Annotated in this window: 17 protein-coding genes; 8 read left to right on the plus strand and 9 right to left on the minus strand. The window is 35.5% G+C overall.

Features of this window, described 5'->3' with window-relative positions; translation table 11 throughout:
- The first annotated feature begins 99 nt into the window (after positions 1-99).
- Positions 100-1,170: a tyrosine-type recombinase/integrase gene (locus F909_RS12415; protein WP_005149741.1), complete on the plus strand. Its 1,071-nt coding sequence runs from the start codon at positions 100-102 to the stop codon at positions 1,168-1,170.
- 95 nt (positions 1,171-1,265) lie between these two features.
- A complete protein-coding gene (locus tag F909_RS12410; RefSeq protein WP_005149743.1) occupies positions 1,266-1,802 on the plus strand; it encodes a hypothetical protein in 537 nt (178 codons plus the stop codon).
- Between the two features lie 50 nt (positions 1,803-1,852).
- Here F909_RS12410 and F909_RS12405 read toward each other — a convergent pair whose 3' ends face one another.
- The 4 genes from F909_RS12405 to F909_RS21245 form a co-directional block, all read right to left on the minus strand.
- Positions 1,853-2,137, minus strand: coding sequence for a hypothetical protein (locus F909_RS12405; RefSeq protein ID WP_005149744.1), 285 nt, complete (start codon positions 2,135-2,137; stop codon positions 1,853-1,855).
- A gap of 94 nt (positions 2,138-2,231) precedes the next feature.
- Positions 2,232-4,952, minus strand: a complete 2,721-nt coding sequence (locus tag F909_RS12400; RefSeq protein ID WP_005149745.1) for a toprim domain-containing protein — start codon at positions 4,950-4,952, stop codon at positions 2,232-2,234.
- A gap of 7 nt (positions 4,953-4,959) precedes the next feature.
- Positions 4,960-5,403 carry an ogr/Delta-like zinc finger family protein gene (locus F909_RS12395; RefSeq protein ID WP_005149747.1) on the minus strand — a complete coding sequence of 148 codons (444 nt, stop codon included), beginning with the start codon at positions 5,401-5,403 and terminating at the stop codon, positions 4,960-4,962.
- Positions 5,404-5,498: 95 nt separating this feature from the next.
- Positions 5,499-5,669, minus strand: a complete 171-nt coding sequence (locus tag F909_RS21245; protein ID WP_005149748.1) for a hypothetical protein — start codon at positions 5,667-5,669, stop codon at positions 5,499-5,501.
- Positions 5,670-5,789: 120 nt separating this feature from the next.
- Here F909_RS21245 and F909_RS12390 point away from each other — a divergent pair, with 120 nt between their 5' ends.
- From F909_RS12390 to F909_RS12380, 3 genes are all read left to right on the plus strand, one after another.
- A complete protein-coding gene (locus F909_RS12390; protein ID WP_005149749.1) occupies positions 5,790-6,140 on the plus strand; it encodes a helix-turn-helix domain-containing protein in 351 nt (116 codons plus the stop codon).
- Positions 6,141-6,251: 111 nt separating this feature from the next.
- Positions 6,252-7,619: a hypothetical protein gene (locus tag F909_RS12385; RefSeq protein WP_005149751.1), complete on the plus strand. Its 1,368-nt coding sequence runs from the start codon at positions 6,252-6,254 to the stop codon at positions 7,617-7,619.
- Between the two features lie 6 nt (positions 7,620-7,625).
- Positions 7,626-8,309, plus strand: coding sequence for a hypothetical protein (locus F909_RS12380; protein WP_005149758.1), 684 nt, complete (start codon positions 7,626-7,628; stop codon positions 8,307-8,309).
- Between the two features lie 12 nt (positions 8,310-8,321).
- Here the strand turns inward: F909_RS12380 and F909_RS21250 are convergent, their stop codons facing one another.
- Genes F909_RS21250 through F909_RS12370 form a run of 3 tightly spaced genes read right to left on the minus strand, consistent with a single transcriptional unit; the run spans position 8,322 to position 9,489 of the window.
- Positions 8,322-8,483 carry a hypothetical protein gene (locus F909_RS21250; protein WP_005149759.1) on the minus strand — a complete coding sequence of 54 codons (162 nt, stop codon included), beginning with the start codon at positions 8,481-8,483 and terminating at the stop codon, positions 8,322-8,324.
- A gap of 1 nt (position 8,484) precedes the next feature.
- Entirely contained in the window at positions 8,485-8,802 is a 318-nt protein-coding gene (locus tag F909_RS12375; protein ID WP_005149768.1) for an antA/AntB antirepressor family protein, read from the minus strand.
- A gap of 9 nt (positions 8,803-8,811) precedes the next feature.
- Positions 8,812-9,489 (minus strand): hypothetical protein, encoded by a 678-nt coding sequence (locus tag F909_RS12370; RefSeq protein WP_005149769.1) that lies wholly within the window; start codon positions 9,487-9,489, stop codon positions 8,812-8,814.
- Between the two features lie 936 nt (positions 9,490-10,425).
- On the opposite strand from F909_RS12370, the gene F909_RS12365 reads away from it, so the two are divergent.
- From F909_RS12365 to F909_RS12355, 3 genes are read left to right on the plus strand one after another with little or no spacing between them, the layout of a single operon-like run.
- A complete protein-coding gene (locus F909_RS12365; protein WP_005149771.1) occupies positions 10,426-11,043 on the plus strand; it encodes a hypothetical protein in 618 nt (205 codons plus the stop codon).
- A gap of 28 nt (positions 11,044-11,071) precedes the next feature.
- Complete coding sequence (locus F909_RS12360; RefSeq protein WP_005149773.1) at positions 11,072-12,727, plus strand: VPA1262 family N-terminal domain-containing protein; 1,656 nt, start codon at positions 11,072-11,074, stop codon at positions 12,725-12,727.
- Entirely contained in the window at positions 12,720-14,093 is a 1,374-nt protein-coding gene (locus F909_RS12355; protein ID WP_005149776.1) for a hypothetical protein, read from the plus strand. Before F909_RS12360 ends, F909_RS12355 begins: the two co-directional genes overlap by 8 nt.
- A gap of 228 nt (positions 14,094-14,321) precedes the next feature.
- Here the strand turns inward: F909_RS12355 and F909_RS12350 are convergent, their stop codons facing one another.
- A complete protein-coding gene (locus F909_RS12350) occupies positions 14,322-15,335 on the minus strand; it encodes a contractile injection system protein, VgrG/Pvc8 family (RefSeq protein ID WP_005149778.1) in 1,014 nt (337 codons plus the stop codon).
- Between the two features lie 2 nt (positions 15,336-15,337).
- Positions 15,338-15,751, minus strand: a complete 414-nt coding sequence (locus tag F909_RS12345) for a phage tail protein (protein WP_005149780.1) — start codon at positions 15,749-15,751, stop codon at positions 15,338-15,340.

Below are 15,751 nucleotides of genomic sequence, written 5' to 3' on the forward strand. Positions count from 1 at the left end.
TTCGGGTATTTCTAGGGTTTTTCGGGTATATATTTCCACACATTTTCCACATTAAATTTTTGTGGATTTATTTTAGGAAATTAGGGACTTGGTGCAGATATGAGTTTGTCTGTTTATCAGCAAGCGAACGGCTCTTGGCGAGCTGATTTGCGAGTTTTAAATGTTCGTTGCAGCAAAGTTAGAAAAACAAAAACAGAAGTGCTGAAATGGGCGATGGAAAAAGAGCGAGATATTCTTTTGAATAACTCGACTGAAGAAGCTTTAAAAAGAAAAATTGTTTTGACCGTTCATGAGGCTTTAACTCGTTACTCCAATGAAGTTTCACACTATAAAAAAACTGGAAAGAAAGAAGCGCAGCGGATTAAATATTTTCAGCAGCATTTGCCGAATGTTGATTGGCCATTGGTAAATTTTCAGTCGGATTATTTGGCTCAGTATCGTGACGCTATGATGAATCGTTCAATCAAGCCTTTGAAGGCGAGTTCAGTGCGTCGTGACTTTTCTACATTGTCGTCATTTTTCTCTTGGTGTATAGAGAAAAAATGGATTAAGCATAATCCTGTGGCAGAAGTGAAGTTACCACCAAAACCTACTAACCGTGAACGTCGTATCGAGTTAGATGAAGTTGAGAGAATGTTGGCTGCTTTAAAATATGTTCCTGGTTCTGTACCTACCACTAAGTCTCAGGAAGTCGCTTTAATTTGGCTGATTGCGATGGCTACGGGTATGCGCTCAGGTGAAATAGTGAATCGGGTACCTAGAGAAGTTTTATTGAGTAAGCAGCAGATCCTGTTGCCTGATACCAAGAATGGTTCGTCAAGGACAGTTCCATTGGATAATTTTGCGGTTCATCTTTGGTCACTGGCAATGAAGATTGATCGTAAAGCATCACCTAAAGTCTTCACTGTTTCTGACTCTTCAAGAGATACGTTGTTTAGAAAGGCGAGGAAGCAAGCAGGCTTGGAACATGCAGATTTAACTTTTCATGATTCAAGGCATGAAGCTGCGAGTTTGATGGCGAAACGAATTAAAAATGCACTCACACTTTGTAAGATATTTGGTTGGAAAGATCCAAAGTTTGCTTTGGTTTATTATAATCCAACCAATGATGAGATTGTTCATGAATTGAATCAATCTGAAGGATTAAGAAATTCATTTAACAAAGTTTAAAATTTGGTGTTGAAAAATGAAGTTGGAGCCATAAATAAGAATTATAAAATTAGAAATTAATTTTAAAATCTAAACACTTAATTAAAGAGCATCTTATGACTACCCAAATTTATGGAAATATACAGCATTTTAAAGATCAGATTGATGAATGGAAAAACGTTGTAACTGAAAAACTAGCTTTTTACTCTAATCTTATTGATGATGCTTTTGCCCATTTTAATGATACCAACAATAGTGCTGACTATCAGAGTGTTGAGAAAATTGATAATAGACATTCCTTAGAAAGTTTAACTTCAGAGAAAAATATCGCTAATATAAAAATAGCTGAGATAAAAGATTTAGTAGTACAGATTTCGCAAGACGGAGTATTAAAGTTTGAAAATCTGTATGCTATTTCATTCGATGAAAGTGGTACAACGGATGCGTTTGAAGATTTAATCGCACATCAAATATGGATTGAAGTCCGAATGAATGAGTTTTTAGGTTCAATGAATAATTATGAGTATGATTATGTTGAAGGCTACAAAAATTTTAAAAGCAAAAACTCGCTATCTTCACTATTCCGTGCAATCAATGACTTACGCCACAGTTACTACCTTGAAAGATTACTCAAGTTGACAAAAGATGAATAAACCATTTTTTAGACATCTAATTTTAAAATTCCAATATAAATTAGATGTGTTTAGCGATAATTAATATTTGCCTTATCAAAAGCCATACCAAAACTAATGACATCCTTAGCTCGCCATCTTGGGACAGTGTGATCGCCAGTTGTTGGTAGATCACGGCTCGGTGGAAAGTAGGGGTTAGTAATGATATGGCGTTTGGTATAGTCCGCTGAATATTTAAAATATTTAGCTACATCATCGAGATCCCAAAGTTGATGTGCAATTGGGATAATGGGTTTAGCATCCAGTTGCTGCATCATTCTTAGAATGACTTTTTCTAATAGTTTTTCATTGCTCATTGTTGTGTCCACTATCGTAAAGTTTCAGATAAGAAATAAATAGCTCCGCAAAATGATGAGCTACTAATAATAATTGTGGCTTGGGTCATATTTATCATTTTTTTGTTCCTGGTTGTTTAACTTGATTTGGATTTGTAAAGATCCAGCACTTAATAATCCGCTCGCTTTGGATCGGATTGTCATTGGTGTGATCACCAAGATTTTTGGCATCATCAGCGGGAAATTTATTCGATCTGACTGGTTTATTAGCTTCAATAAACTTGTACCGTTTACTTGTTCGCAATAAGTTCCGCATTTCGTTGATGTCTGGTAATGCTTGGAAGTTACGCGCAGCAACTTTGTAGACTTCATTCAGGTTGATTGCGATATGTGCCTCCGTAGCGTCGTAATGGTTAAGATGGAAATGTACATTTCGGATGCCGTTGAGGTATTCGTATGCATCCCAAAACTGTTGCACGTATACGTGGTCCATGCCGATTTCGTCTACACGTTTTCTGGCCATGTTCTCAAGCATGTTTTTGGCGTTCTGGATCTCGGTCGCGCTTATCTCTTTTTTGAGTACATTCTCAGCTAGTGCGTCGATCATTGCTGATACTTGGGCATGACATAACGCTATACGAACGTGAGTGATTCCTTTCGCGTGGAAGTCGGCTTCGATCTTTTTTAGATTGTTTGTGTACGTCTCTAAAATTTTGTTCTCGTTCTTCAGGCAGTACGTCATATAAGTACAAGCTTCTTCCAAAGGCATTTGCGACAATCTGGTCGCAATATTCTTTTTCTCTAAGCTTTGCCCTTTAATGTCGACCGATATATGCAGTGTACGAGAGAGGATCGCTTCAGAGGCTTGGATCGGAGTGTTTTGGCTAATCATTACCGCAGCGCGGAATGGTGGCTCGTATGTTTCATTACCTGCCGTTTTTAAACCTTTGGAGCGAATTGCTCGACCGTTAAATGCATCTTTTAATTCATCCCATGAAAATTTGGCTTTCTGTCCTGATTGTTGATCATTACGGTCGCCCTCGATGAGTACAATTGGCATGTTCGAGGTTTGCGCGAAGTTGCGATAAACTGCCACGCTCGTTGATTTATTAGGGTCAAAACCCTCGTAGGCTTCTCGTCCGCTAAACTTCCATAGCATTTCGATTAGTGTTGATTTACCAGATCCAGCCTGACCAACAAACTCAAAGAATGGATAGGATGAATTAATCGAACGGATCTGTTCAGCAAAATACGAGCCAGTCCACCATGCTAAAAGTATTAATCCGACTTCATTATTTAAGTCGTAGTAATCACGCCACCAAGTTGGTTGGAATTCCTTCTTGTTGTTTAGATGAATAATTGGAGTCGAGGCTAAAGTCTTGATCTCCTTTTTATTTGTTTTGAAGTAATCATGTTCGTTCTTGGGGATAACTTGACCTTTATGCACAGCAAATTGATCGAAGATATAAACATCGTGTTCCTTGCTGTATCCAATGAAGTCGATCGTTTTGACTTCGCGTAAACGTTCTGTTTTGCGCTTAATAAATGTTTCGAGCTGTTGATCTGATCCAGTCCACATCGCACCAGATAAAACGCCCATAACGCGGGGTTTAAACTTGCTACGTGAGGAAATATGTTCAGGTGTGAACGTTGCTTTAACTTCACCCCACGGTGATTGAAGGTGGAAGTAATACCAACTTTCGTCGGTTATCTCGTTCCGTTGGAAATATAGCGGCTCCAGCTGAGCGTTGCAGATTTCCACGACTGAAGAACTATTTTTTAGTGCTTGAATCTTTTGTTCTTCTTCGGACAATATTGAGCCTTGTCCTTCTTTTGTTGCTTCAAGCACTGTATTAAATTTTTTGTAATCCAATTCCCACCAATAGGTGCGGAAACCGTGATTAAAGTAAAACTTCGCAATATTGTAGAAGTTGTAAATCAATAAGCCGGCTTCCTCAGCTGTTTTTGCGATTTGCAGCTTGCCGTAATGGATATATTTATCCTGGTGTTTCTTTGTGAGCAGATTGTTTTGAAATAGATCATTCCAATCTTGACCGACTATAGGTAGAGCAGCTGTGCATAGCCATCCATCTTGTATCGATTGGTCGATCTGTTTAGGTAAAAACTTTTTGCCTGCCTTGTCGTTATCCAAAGCCCAAACAAGGCGAGGGCGGTCTTTTTTTAGTTCTTCGCAGCGTGTAGCGATTTGTCGTAGGATCTTGTTTGGATAGTTGCTACTGTTCATGGTACTGATACTGATCAGATCCGACTGTGACAATGCAATGCTGTTAAAAATTCCCTCTGTCAGCCATATACTGCCAGCATTACAAAGATCATCTAATGTGTGAACGGTCCAAGATAGGCCTTTCCATTCGCCAATAAAATTGGCTTTCATACGTCCAAAACGTTCTGGACGATCAATAAATCTTTCCCAATAAATACCTGGTGCAAGCTCAAAACGAACTGTGGCCGTAACTAGACTTTGATTCTTATAGTCGCGGTAAAGTTCTTGCTTGTAGAGGGTTTTAATGTCGTTTATATCGAAGCCCCGAGCGTGTTGCATATAAGCATCTGCTGAAGCATTTAGGTTTGTTTCTGTTTTAGGGAAATCCTGAGACCAATCTTTGAATAATTCTTCACAGATATCCCTGACGTGTTCTTTATAAGTACATTTATTGATACGGCCACACTTCACCACCTTTGGGGTAATAGCATGTGTGTACAGTTCCTTTTGATTACACTTAGGGCATACACCGCTACGGTACCAGTCGCCTACTTTTTTGAACTTGAAAAGTTGGTTCAGTCTTTCGTCGATTCGACGTTGCAAAATATCCATGTATTACTCAGATCAATTTCATTTGTAGGAGGCGATTGCGATAGGTTTGTGCTTGGGCAAGGTCAATTTTCCTTGTCCAGAAAAGAGCGTTTATCGCACCTTCAACAAAGCATTTTTGAAACTTATCAATATCAGCCTGAAGCTCTAAGCTGCGGAGCTGCATTTCGATTTCGTTTTCCCATGTCTGTCTGGTAAGTGACAGATCAGGGCAAGGGGTGAGGCTATTGTGGATAGTGCGAGTGATTTCGAGATCGGCTGCAAAGCTTGCGAGGCAGTCGGGATTCATGCAGCTAACGATTATGTTATGAAGAAGTGGAGACGGCTTTTTGCGGCTCGTCACATGCATCCTACGGTCACAATGCGGACAGTAGAATCCTATTGATTTACTCATGTATTTCCCCGTTATTACTGGACCAAGTGATCTGTTGCTCCCGACACCACTCACTTGCATATTTTTATTGCTTTACATTCTGTTTCAATTGTTAATCAAATGGTTACATGATCAGCTTTTGTTTCTGTGATGAGCCAAAAAGTCGTCTCTTATGATTATTTTGAGTTTGAAAGAGTTGATTTTGGCAGTTTTGATTCGACTAGCGATTTGATCCATTCATTAAGTGACATGTTGCATTTGGCTGCTTCGATGCGAGCTAAACGACGATTTTCTGGTGTGGTTCGAAAACTGATTTGTATTTCTTTTTGAGACTCTTTAGTCGCCATTGCAGGTTTCCTTTTAAGTGACAGTTTTAGACTGTAGTGAAGATAGAACTTTGTTAAGATGGTATATGTTTAAACAGATAATATCCCAATTGGGATATTTAAATAACAGGTATATCTCAAATGGTATATGAAAATACCGATCAAAAGGGTGATCGTATTCGTATCGAGCGATCTAGACTTGATTTATCGCAAAGTGAATTTGCATCCTTAATGAACAAACAAAAGATGGCAGTGTTTCGCTACGAAAAAGGTGAGCGTGTCATGGGGCAAGATGATTTAGAGGCTTTACATTCAAAAGGTGTAGATGTTTGGTTCTTACTTACCGGAGAGCGTACTCGTCCTGATCTGCTTTCAGACGATGCAAAAGAACTATTAAAACTTTGGGATCAGGTTGATCCTTCTCAGCATGCAACTTTGCTGACTTTAGTAAGAAATTTTGCTGAGAGTTTTGGGGTTAAAAAAAGCGATTAAACGTTCTTTTGAACGAATAAACACAAGTTCATTCGTTCAATATTTTTTTATAATAATAAAAATGTTATAAATACATCAAATTAACAATGTTAAATTTATAAGAGTTATTAAATGTATATTACAAAAGTTTTGAGTTATAACGGAGCTTGGGATGAATTATTAAGTGAAAATAATGCTACTTTTATTGAAATAAAGAAAATTTTAGAACAATTTTCTTCAAATATTCATGATCCAGCAGATTGGTTACGCCCTGACTCTCCAAGAGACCAATTCACACATATTAGTGAAAGATTTGAGAAGAAATTTTTAGAAAATGGATGGGGATATCCAATTGCTCGAGTATCTAACAGAATATTAAGGAACTCATTAGGGGTAGTGAAAAATGGATTATCTTTGAAAATGGATAATAATATTGATGCTATTCCTACTTTTATATTTAAAAAAATAAAAATAAATAATATAGGAAATGTTACTTTGCCTACGCTAGTTACCTTTAACACTTCTACGGTCAAAGATGGATTATCAACTACATTCACTATAGCAAATAGTATTGTTTGTACTTTTGAAAATGCTTATGAAGATCTTATCGAATTATTGCCTAATGATTTTAACACTAAATTTTTAATATTTGGAATTGATAAATTTGATAGTGGATTTGAATTAGTTAAAATAGATATTAAAAAAAGTGAAAGTATAAAAATAGATAGATGTATTACATTTGAACCAGAATATTATCAAGCAGGATTAAGCATTCTGAGCTATTTCGGAACAGTCTTAAGAGATAAATATCCTGAACAAAATGCAACTGTTAGAATCGAACAACATGATTTGAATGTACGAATGGTCATTCAGTCTGAAAATGGAAATATCGAAACGATTGAAAAGGCTCTACACGAATATGAGTTATTGCTAAAAGGGGAAACAAGCCCAGATGAATTTGCTATTTCTCCTTTAAAAGCTCTAGAACTCAAAAATCAGCTCAATCTATTTAAATTTCAAGTTGAGTCTCAAAAAGAAATTATTGCTTTGCAAAATGGGCAAATCTTGGATTTAAAGCAAATCATACATAAAGCACTTTCTCCTATTTCTCATCCACCTGTAACGATTATTAATCAATTACATAACTCGCAATCCACAGTGATAAATCATAAAGCTGCGATCTCAGAATCTAATGATGAGCTAGAGGAACTAATTGATCTTGCTGATAGTGAGACTTTGAAGAATAAGCTTGCAATGATTCAAAATGCTTTAGAAAGTAATAGAAACTCAGAAAATCCTGAGGAGATTAAAGACTCTAATGGTATGAAGAAATTAGCTAAATTTCTGAAAGAAGCAAATGAAGTGGGTACAGAGGCAAATGATTTAGCCGAAAAGGGTGGCAAAGCAGTAGATCTTATTAAAAGCTTAGGACGAAGTTATAACAGCATAGCTCAGTGGTGTGGGATGCCAGTTATTCCTAGTGTATTTGTAAAGGAATAATGTCAGATGGAAATTGATTGGAAACTCGTTGCACCTATAGTTGGATCATTAGTAGCAATAATCACACTTTTTTTTAAATTACATGAAATCACTAGTTTCAAACATAAGAAAATCTCCGACAGACTTGCTTCAAGTATTCAATATTTCGATAAGTATTTTGAGAAAGGGCAGACCAATCAACTTGTATTAGATCGAGCTGCTCAGGATCTTGCTAAAAGCCCACATGTAGACCATAACTTGGTGAATAAACTTATAGAATTTCATCAGAATTATTTAGTCAATTTTGATCATATGGTTTCTTTGTTTGATGATGGGTATCAATTTATTACTTATAAAAGAGGTCAAACACTTGATATAGAATTGAATTTATCTATTAAACCATTCATATTTATAACAATAGGTTGGAGAAGATTTCTATTTGTAATGGGGTATTTTATTTTTGCAACTTCAGGTGTAATGCTTTTTTTAGTTTTAATTACTTCCAAAAATGTTCAGTTTATGACTGCTTTAATTATGGTAGTTATATCTTTAGCCTTTATATTTCTAGGAGTTTTATGCTTAATGCTTGAGGAAAGAATCAAGCAAGCAAATAATTTTATTATAAGAATCAATCAGGCTAATGCGAAATATAAGGCAATTGATAAGCCTAGAACAATTATTTTGCTGACTAAGAGAAGTAAGCCCTCATAAGAGGGCTTTTTCTTACTCTTTATTCATAGAATTTTGAACGAGGCGAACTTGCTCTTGAATAATGAATAATGTCGCAGCGACAGACTCGCCAGTTAATGAGTCGCAATTTTCAGTAGATTCAATAAGTAAAGATAAGTGCTGATCTAATAATGATAATCTTGTTTGTATATCCATGTCATACCCCTTTTGAAAGGTTAAATCCGTTATTTATCAGGTCTGAAAGTTCGTTGAATAGTCTCCAACTCTGTTCTGTATTTTCAGTAACTAAAATGGCTTGAACAGCACTAATACTTAGGTTGTAGGTGTCATAATTTTTGTTCAAATGGTAATCAATATTTTCTCGCAACCGTGACCAACTAATATTTGTTTCGATGAACGTTTTGTATGAGAGATTACTCTCTATCAGTCGATGTAATTTTCTAGTGCTGACAAAAAGCTGGCGTTTATTTTTCTGCGGATTTTGAACTCGCATGATTAGTTTTTCTATGCTCATGGTTCGCCTTCAATCTAATAAATGGGTTGGAAGTATTTGCTGCGGTGTGTGCCAGTGCCATTTTATGATGTCTAAGCGCGAAGATGCTGAAGCAACATAAGCTGTAATCATGCGAGCGTGATGCACCCATATTTCGAGCAATGGTTCGGTCGGGGAGATATCCAATTTTAAGGTGCGTAATTGGTTATAAAGCTGCCTTTGCTTGTCTGGCATTGCCCTTAATTGTTCAGGTGTTGCAGCTGGCTTTTGCGGCTCTGAAGTCCCTACAATTTTATCCTGGTGCGGAGCAGTTGCTGGAGTTGGTGAAGGCGTTGATTCTGTTGGGATCTCAATACAAAACAGACTCTTTAATTTTTTATAATCGATGGTGTAGTAGTTCACCCGATCCGACTTCACATCCGATAGCTTTGCTACCTGAATGAGGCCAAGAGCGCGTAACTTGGCCACGGCTCTTTTAATCGTTGAAACACTAAACATTCCAAGAGTCTCTTTCCATTCTTCATGGGTATGAAACCACCACTTGCGGCCTTTGTAAGTGGTTAAATTTTTCTTGGTTTTACGTTTTCTTGTTTCATTCAGAAAGAAATATAGTTTTTGGAGAATGGTTGCTGCTGTGATCCCTAAAACCTTCGCCATTTCAGGCGAAGCGATCAATGGATATTCATTGTGCTGAAGAAGTAGTTTCATGCCACAGCCCCCCGATAAAGCTCCATGTAGCAAGCCTTACACTTTGAGGTCCATTGTTGTACACCATTTCGCAATCCGTTCCTGTTGAAGAACTCACCGTCGAATGGGTAGTACTCCCCGCAACTGGTACAGAGTCTTTCTGTGCCTAGTTCGGTAAATATGAGGAATTTAGACATTATGCACCACCCATCTTTAACAGGAGGTAGCCGAGTATCAGGATGGATACATATGCGAAAGTGTCTTTAATTTTTTTTAGCTTTGCAGCTTTCTTTTTTGATGCCAGAAATGCGGGGAAATCAAGGATTTGGGTGTGTTCGTTTGATGTGGTAGACGTGCGTGTGTATTCACTATAAATACGTGTGTTCATAGTCGTTTTCTCAGTGACAAGTTTAAATAAACCTGCCGACATCCTTCCTACGGGATGGTGGCAGACTAAACAGGGTGTAGGAATACCGTTCACTGAGTACGGCCAGCACGAAGCTGCCCTGTCTAGCCTACCGTAACGACTGCTAAACAGTTGGCAAAAAAAATGCCGCATTAAGCGACTTTGATTTGCGCTCAGTGATGATAATTCAGGTTCCTACGCCCGATCACAGATTTTGCTGTGATTTAAGAAATATAATCACATTTATTATTGAAAGCAAGCGTTTTTGGTTTTGGCATTCTTTTATATTTCTAGTTGTTATTTTATTTATAGATAGTAGGAAATGTCTTTTTGACCTTTTGCATCGAGTCAAAATGAAGCATATCATCGTGTCATTATGAGCTGTTTCATTGTGTCATTCTTATACTTGACCTTACATAGAAGAACTGAACAAAAGGTAAATTAAACGAGAAAAACTAATGATATTTTAGTCTAGATATCTATTTAACTTTGTGAAGTTGTGAGAGAATTAAAAGTATTTAAAATAAAAGCAGTTATAGCTTAACGATATTATGACAAAGAAATTTAACTCACGGTTAGTGGAATGGGTAAATGACTTGGGGCAATACTTACTCCAAGATATGAAAGCTTTAGAAAAGCGAAATTTCAAAGATTCAGATGTTTTATCGGATGCTTTAAGTTATATCTATCTACAAAAAGATTTTGGTCAAAGTGATTATAAATCGGCGAAGCTAGAGTTTGATCAAGTTATAAATAAGCTGCAAAAGTTACCTACAAAAAAATGTCCATTTTGTAATGGTGAAATGGTTGATAACACAGACGTCATTATTTTAAAACAATATATGAAGAATTTTGGATTTTCGTCATTTTCTGGTGCTTACCGAGATCAATGTAACGAAAATGTTTGGCTTGGAAATTTAAATTGGTCTTGTTATGGCTGTGAAACCTTAGCTACCGATCCACCGAAAGACACAGCCAAGGTTTGGCTAAATATACCTGAAATAAGAAAGAAGAAAATCTTTGCTAGTATCGTATTTAAAAAATTTCCCGAAGTAGAAGCTATGAGCTTGGAAGGCGCGGCAGGGCGTGGTTGGCTTCTCAAGTTTAATGAAACTTGGTATAGCAACAGTAAGGTAAAAGCGGAGTTGGTTAAGGTTTGGGAATTATAATATTTAATTTTTTATTAAAGGTGTAAATGTGACAGTAGCAAGAAAAAATGAAAATTTATATCAAGAAATGGAAAACCTATTAAAACATGGTGTTATAGGATTTTATAATTGTGTTGAGATTATTGAACTATTTATGATAAAAGAAGGACATGTATTTAATGTATTTACCATATTAGTAGCATGTAAAAGAAAGGTAATTCCTAATAAAAGTGAATTTTTAACTAATGAGTTAATAAAATTAAAAGGAAGAAGAGAGAAATTTGGAGTGATTGTTACTTATAAGTCTATAAGTGAATGTAAAGAAATTTTCCGTAAATTACTTGATGAAAAAACATGGATTATTAGTGATGCTGAAAATCTTAAAGTTAGTAATGAGTTAGAGTGTGATGGAAAATATTTTGCACCAGTTGATTCTTCAGATATAGTACCAATAAATCAGATTCTAAAAAATAATTTCTTTAATGGATCATATATATTTGAAGTAGCCGACAAGAATAAAAGTCATTTAAAATTTTTCTATGAGGAAAAATCCTTAATACAAGAGTTAACGATTGCTTTAAAAAAATATTTACCAATTTCTTTAGCTTCTGTATCGGACAAGCTTGGTAACTATGTGTTTCAATTTCCTGTGGAAATTCTAAGCTACCAATTGTCTTATAATGAAAATGAAAATTTGATTTGTGAGATAGCTTGGCACGATGATGCAGAAAAAAGAGATTTAATTGTCACAGCAAGAGGCGTTGAAAAAGATAATGTATTAGAAGATTTTTCAGTAGCAAAAATAAATTCAGGATCTAATATTTGTGAGTTGAATTTTAAAGTAGATAAACCTTTTTTGTTGTATATCATAGATATTGAAACTTCAGTTATATATGCTGCTGTAAGAGAAAGTATGTTTATGATGGCGAAGTTCTTAAAAGTTGAAGTTAAAGTGATTGATGAAAATGATTGTATAGAGAGAGATTTTAAAATTGAAAATGAAGACTTTAAAGTTTTTGTGAAGGATAATAAAAATCAAGTAAAAGTTATGAACTGGATAGATAGAAGAATTTATACAAATGATATTGAGGTAGCCAAAAATAAGAAATATTTTGTACAGTATTATAATGATGATAAAAAGTTATCAGAGGATCTTCACCGTGAGGCACTCAAAGATATTCATTGGTTATTAGATCAGTATGGTCAAGAAGAAGTGTGGTTGTGGGATCCATATCTTAAATATAATGATATCGCAGAAACATTATTTTTTAATAGATATTCAAATAGTGTTATGAAGGCTATTACTGGAGATAAAAATATACCTGAAAAAAAACTTTGTGATGTATGTAAACTTAAATTATGCGCTTCTTGTACAGGGACGTCGGGAATCATAGACAATTCTATTGATGAAAAGAATCAAGGTTTTAATTTCTTAAGTGTTGATTTTAAAGGTAAAATTAATTTAGAGTTTAGAACAACAAAAGGTACTCCTGCTAATGCATTTCATGATAGGTTTATCATTTTTCCTAAAACATATGAAGGTGCAATGGCTTGGTCACTGGGAATATCAATAAATCAATATGGCAAAACACATCATATACTTCAAAAAGTAACTGATGCTCAAATGACAGCGGATGCATTTCAAACTTTCTGGAATCAAATTCAAGGTGATAATCAGCTGATTTGGAAGAGTAAAAATGATTAATAGTATAAAAAAAACAGACTCAGAAATTACTGATTTATATTTATTAATTGATGAATTAGTTAGTGTAATTTATGACAGTGATGAAGATTTAAGATTCAGAGATTCCTATGGTCAATTGTGTGGAAAACTAAGTTATATTAATGAGTTAGATGTCAATAGTTTGCTTATGAATTGGGCGGTTTCAAGGGTTGAAAGTGAAACTAATATTACTTTTTTAAAAAAAGTACTGCATGTTATTAATCACTTGGGTTTTTCTTTTTGGGAGTATGTCAGAGCCAATCAATTAAAAATTAATAATAAAAACATAGAAATAATTAAAGAGTTATTGTTAAGTGCAAAAGTAAGCCAAGAACTGAGTATCTCTGAAAGATATACTCAAAATAATTTTTTTGAAAAAATAGTAGATTTTAAAAAAAGAAATGCTTGGTCTGAGTTATATGTTACTACTCATAGTGCAAGTGAGTGGTTTCAATATTTTGTCGAAAGGAGCGCTGTGTCAGGATTTAAAATTCTATTAGAGTGTTCACTACCTGAAGAACTTGAATCTGTTTTAGATGGAATAGATATATCAGTGTTGTGGGGGATTTTTGCAAATATAGATAGTTTGGTCTTGTTAAATTTTATAGATAAAATCGAAAGTAAATTTATTGTATTTACAGCACTTAGTTCTATTTTTCCTTATAATGGTAGCGCACCTTTAGAAGAAGATTTAATAATTGATGATTTGCTAGTTAATATTTTTGTCAAAGCTGGATCAGATATTAATTTTATTTCTGAATTGTTTAATATTTTTAATCATTATCCGACTCGCTATGAAAGATTACAAAAAATTATTGGAAATACACTTGCACGTTTAGAAAGTGAAGATGTGATTGTTAACTATTATAAATCTTTATCCCTTTATACTTTGGGGTGTGAAGATAAGGCTAGAGTTTACGTGAAAAATTGTCTTGAGACATTTGAAGTTAATTGCCAAGATAAATTGTTAATAAATAGATGTTGGGAAATTGCTTTTGAATTGTGGTCTGATTGGAATTTTGATATATCGCTTAATAATTATTTAATTGAAATTAAATACTCTATAATAGATTTTGCAATTGTTAAATATTATTTATCTAAATGTAATCAAAAGCAAATAGATGATTTAATTGAGGAAAATTTTAATAAAATCAAGGATATAGGTAGTAAATGGTATCTTGGAAAAATAGATTTAAATACTGATTGGAATAAATTAAAATCACAAATGCAACCACTATATCATGCCCAAAAAATATCTTTAGACAGTACCTTAAGTCCTTTACAAGATGGGTTTAAGTACGATTTTGAAAATTTATCTAAATATGTCTCATTTAGAGTTGGAAATTAATTTTCTTTGATTTAGTTTCCAAATTTTTAAATCCGCCATTTATTAAGTAACAATAAATATTTTTTGTCAAAAATACATTTTAATTTTTCCACTGTATCCATGCAGTGGATTTTTTTTGTTCAATAAAAACGACCATCTATCTGAAGGCTTAGGCGGTGATTGGTCTATGCAGCGATCCAATCTGACACCGAATTATTTTACTGCTGAAGGGATGATTAGAATTAATCATTAAATATTTGCTTCAAGCTCAAGCTGCAGAGTCAAGCCACTTGTTGAATAACGATGAGTGGCTTTTTCAACGATCCATTTTAGCTTATCCACCTGTGGTTTAAAGCCATCAAGATTCATCGGTGTTTCAGTCGAAATTGAGGGAACGCCGAAAGCAGTGCTAATACTAAACTTTGCCATTTGCCTTTTGATCTCTGCCATTTTTGCGTCTGCAGCTCGCTGTGCTTCCTCTTTGGATGCAAAGGTTCCCTTTAAAACTTTAGTTTTGGTGCTTGGGTCATTGCCACCACCGCGAGTTTCAGGATTGCCCGACGTTGCTCGTTTACGAGTTGCTTTTCCCTGGTCATGATAACTGGCTGATACGCCTGTGTAGTCTGAGTCACGATCTTGTTCAACATATCTGAATTGATCGCCATCATTACGTGTTAGTGTCAGAGAGGGGAGATCTTTATCTGAAGCGGTTTTGGCTGAGCCTGCTTTAAAAATCAATAAACGATCTTTCTTAACCGCCAATTCTGCGCCATTTTGCTTGGAGATCCGTACCAGTAGATTGAGGTCAGATTCATTGGTTTGATCAATGTGATTGAGGTTAATTTGTTTTAAGTCATCAGTCATTACCAATGTTAATTCATGATTTTTGGCAATCTCTGCAGCAATTTCACCGAAGTTTTTACGATGATAAGATTTTGACTTGGCCTCTTTGATCTTACTTTTAAAGTTTGCACTGGAAGCCTTGATGGTAATGGTATCGGGTGTGCCTGACCATTCGGTTTCATCGACAATAAAATCGCCCTTATCGTGTAAGCCTTCACCCTCGAAACCAAGCTGACAATTTATCTTTACACCTCGTCTTGGTAACTCTAAAACGCCATCGCTGTCATCGAGCACAATGTCGAGTTGATCGGCTTCATTGGCGCGATTATCGATAACTTGAACACTGATAATCCGCTGAATTATTTTTTCATTTAGGGGCTGATTATCGGCTTTTAAAACGCAAATGGGAGTCTTGATCATGTTTATGACTCCGCTTCAGTCTGTTGTTCAATGCGATCATCATCAATCCGAGTGAGTTTGATGGTGAAATCAATCTTTCTCGGTACGCCATTGAAGAACAAGACTTGCTTAGTTTCATCGATGTTGTCGATGGTATAGACACCGTATAAATAACCGCTGCCATCAACCAAGACAAAACCTTGCCCTGTATCTGCCATCTGCGCTAAGTCATCGAGCGCAAAACGATTACCAAAACCATGCTCCTGATAGATGAGACCAGGCAGTGTGATGATGTCATCGCCTGAGCCTATGAATTGGCGTTTCTTGCGTCCTTTTGCGACTACGTTGTCAGCATATTGCCAAGAGCGTTGGCGTTGGATCTCGTTAAATGTGAGCGTATCAGTAGTAAAGGGGAACTGCCCCAAACACATAAGCAT

The organism is Acinetobacter sp. ANC 3929 (assembly GCF_000369405.1).
Classification (GTDB): domain Bacteria; phylum Pseudomonadota; class Gammaproteobacteria; order Pseudomonadales; family Moraxellaceae; genus Acinetobacter.

What these genes read in the sequence shown, in the direction of transcription:
- F909_RS12365 (WP_005149771.1), top strand. Translation starts at nt 10,426, where the DNA reads ATGACAAAGAAATTTAACTCACGGTTAGTGGAATGGGTAAATGACTTG.
- F909_RS12355 (WP_005149776.1), top strand. Translation starts at nt 12,720, where the DNA reads ATGATTAATAGTATAAAAAAAACAGACTCAGAAATTACTGATTTATAT.
- F909_RS12345 (WP_005149780.1), bottom strand. Translation starts at nt 15,751, where the DNA reads ATGCTTATGTGTTTGGGGCAGTTCCCCTTTACTACTGATACGCTCACA.
- F909_RS12415 (WP_005149741.1), top strand. Translation starts at nt 100, where the DNA reads ATGAGTTTGTCTGTTTATCAGCAAGCGAACGGCTCTTGGCGAGCTGAT.
- F909_RS21250 (WP_005149759.1), bottom strand. Translation starts at nt 8,483, where the DNA reads ATGGATATACAAACAAGATTATCATTATTAGATCAGCACTTATCTTTA.
- F909_RS12370 (WP_005149769.1), bottom strand. Translation starts at nt 9,489, where the DNA reads ATGAAACTACTTCTTCAGCACAATGAATATCCATTGATCGCTTCGCCT.
- F909_RS12380 (WP_005149758.1), top strand. Translation starts at nt 7,626, where the DNA reads ATGGAAATTGATTGGAAACTCGTTGCACCTATAGTTGGATCATTAGTA.
- F909_RS12390 (WP_005149749.1), top strand. Translation starts at nt 5,790, where the DNA reads ATGGTATATGAAAATACCGATCAAAAGGGTGATCGTATTCGTATCGAG.
- F909_RS12405 (WP_005149744.1), bottom strand. Translation starts at nt 2,137, where the DNA reads ATGAGCAATGAAAAACTATTAGAAAAAGTCATTCTAAGAATGATGCAG.
- F909_RS12350 (WP_005149778.1), bottom strand. Translation starts at nt 15,335, where the DNA reads ATGATCAAGACTCCCATTTGCGTTTTAAAAGCCGATAATCAGCCCCTA.
- F909_RS12395 (WP_005149747.1), bottom strand. Translation starts at nt 5,403, where the DNA reads ATGCAAGTGAGTGGTGTCGGGAGCAACAGATCACTTGGTCCAGTAATA.
- F909_RS12375 (WP_005149768.1), bottom strand. Translation starts at nt 8,802, where the DNA reads ATGAGCATAGAAAAACTAATCATGCGAGTTCAAAATCCGCAGAAAAAT.
- F909_RS12400 (WP_005149745.1), bottom strand. Translation starts at nt 4,952, where the DNA reads ATGGATATTTTGCAACGTCGAATCGACGAAAGACTGAACCAACTTTTC.
- F909_RS12385 (WP_005149751.1), top strand. Translation starts at nt 6,252, where the DNA reads ATGTATATTACAAAAGTTTTGAGTTATAACGGAGCTTGGGATGAATTA.
- F909_RS12410 (WP_005149743.1), top strand. Translation starts at nt 1,266, where the DNA reads ATGACTACCCAAATTTATGGAAATATACAGCATTTTAAAGATCAGATT.
- F909_RS21245 (WP_005149748.1), bottom strand. Translation starts at nt 5,669, where the DNA reads ATGGCGACTAAAGAGTCTCAAAAAGAAATACAAATCAGTTTTCGAACC.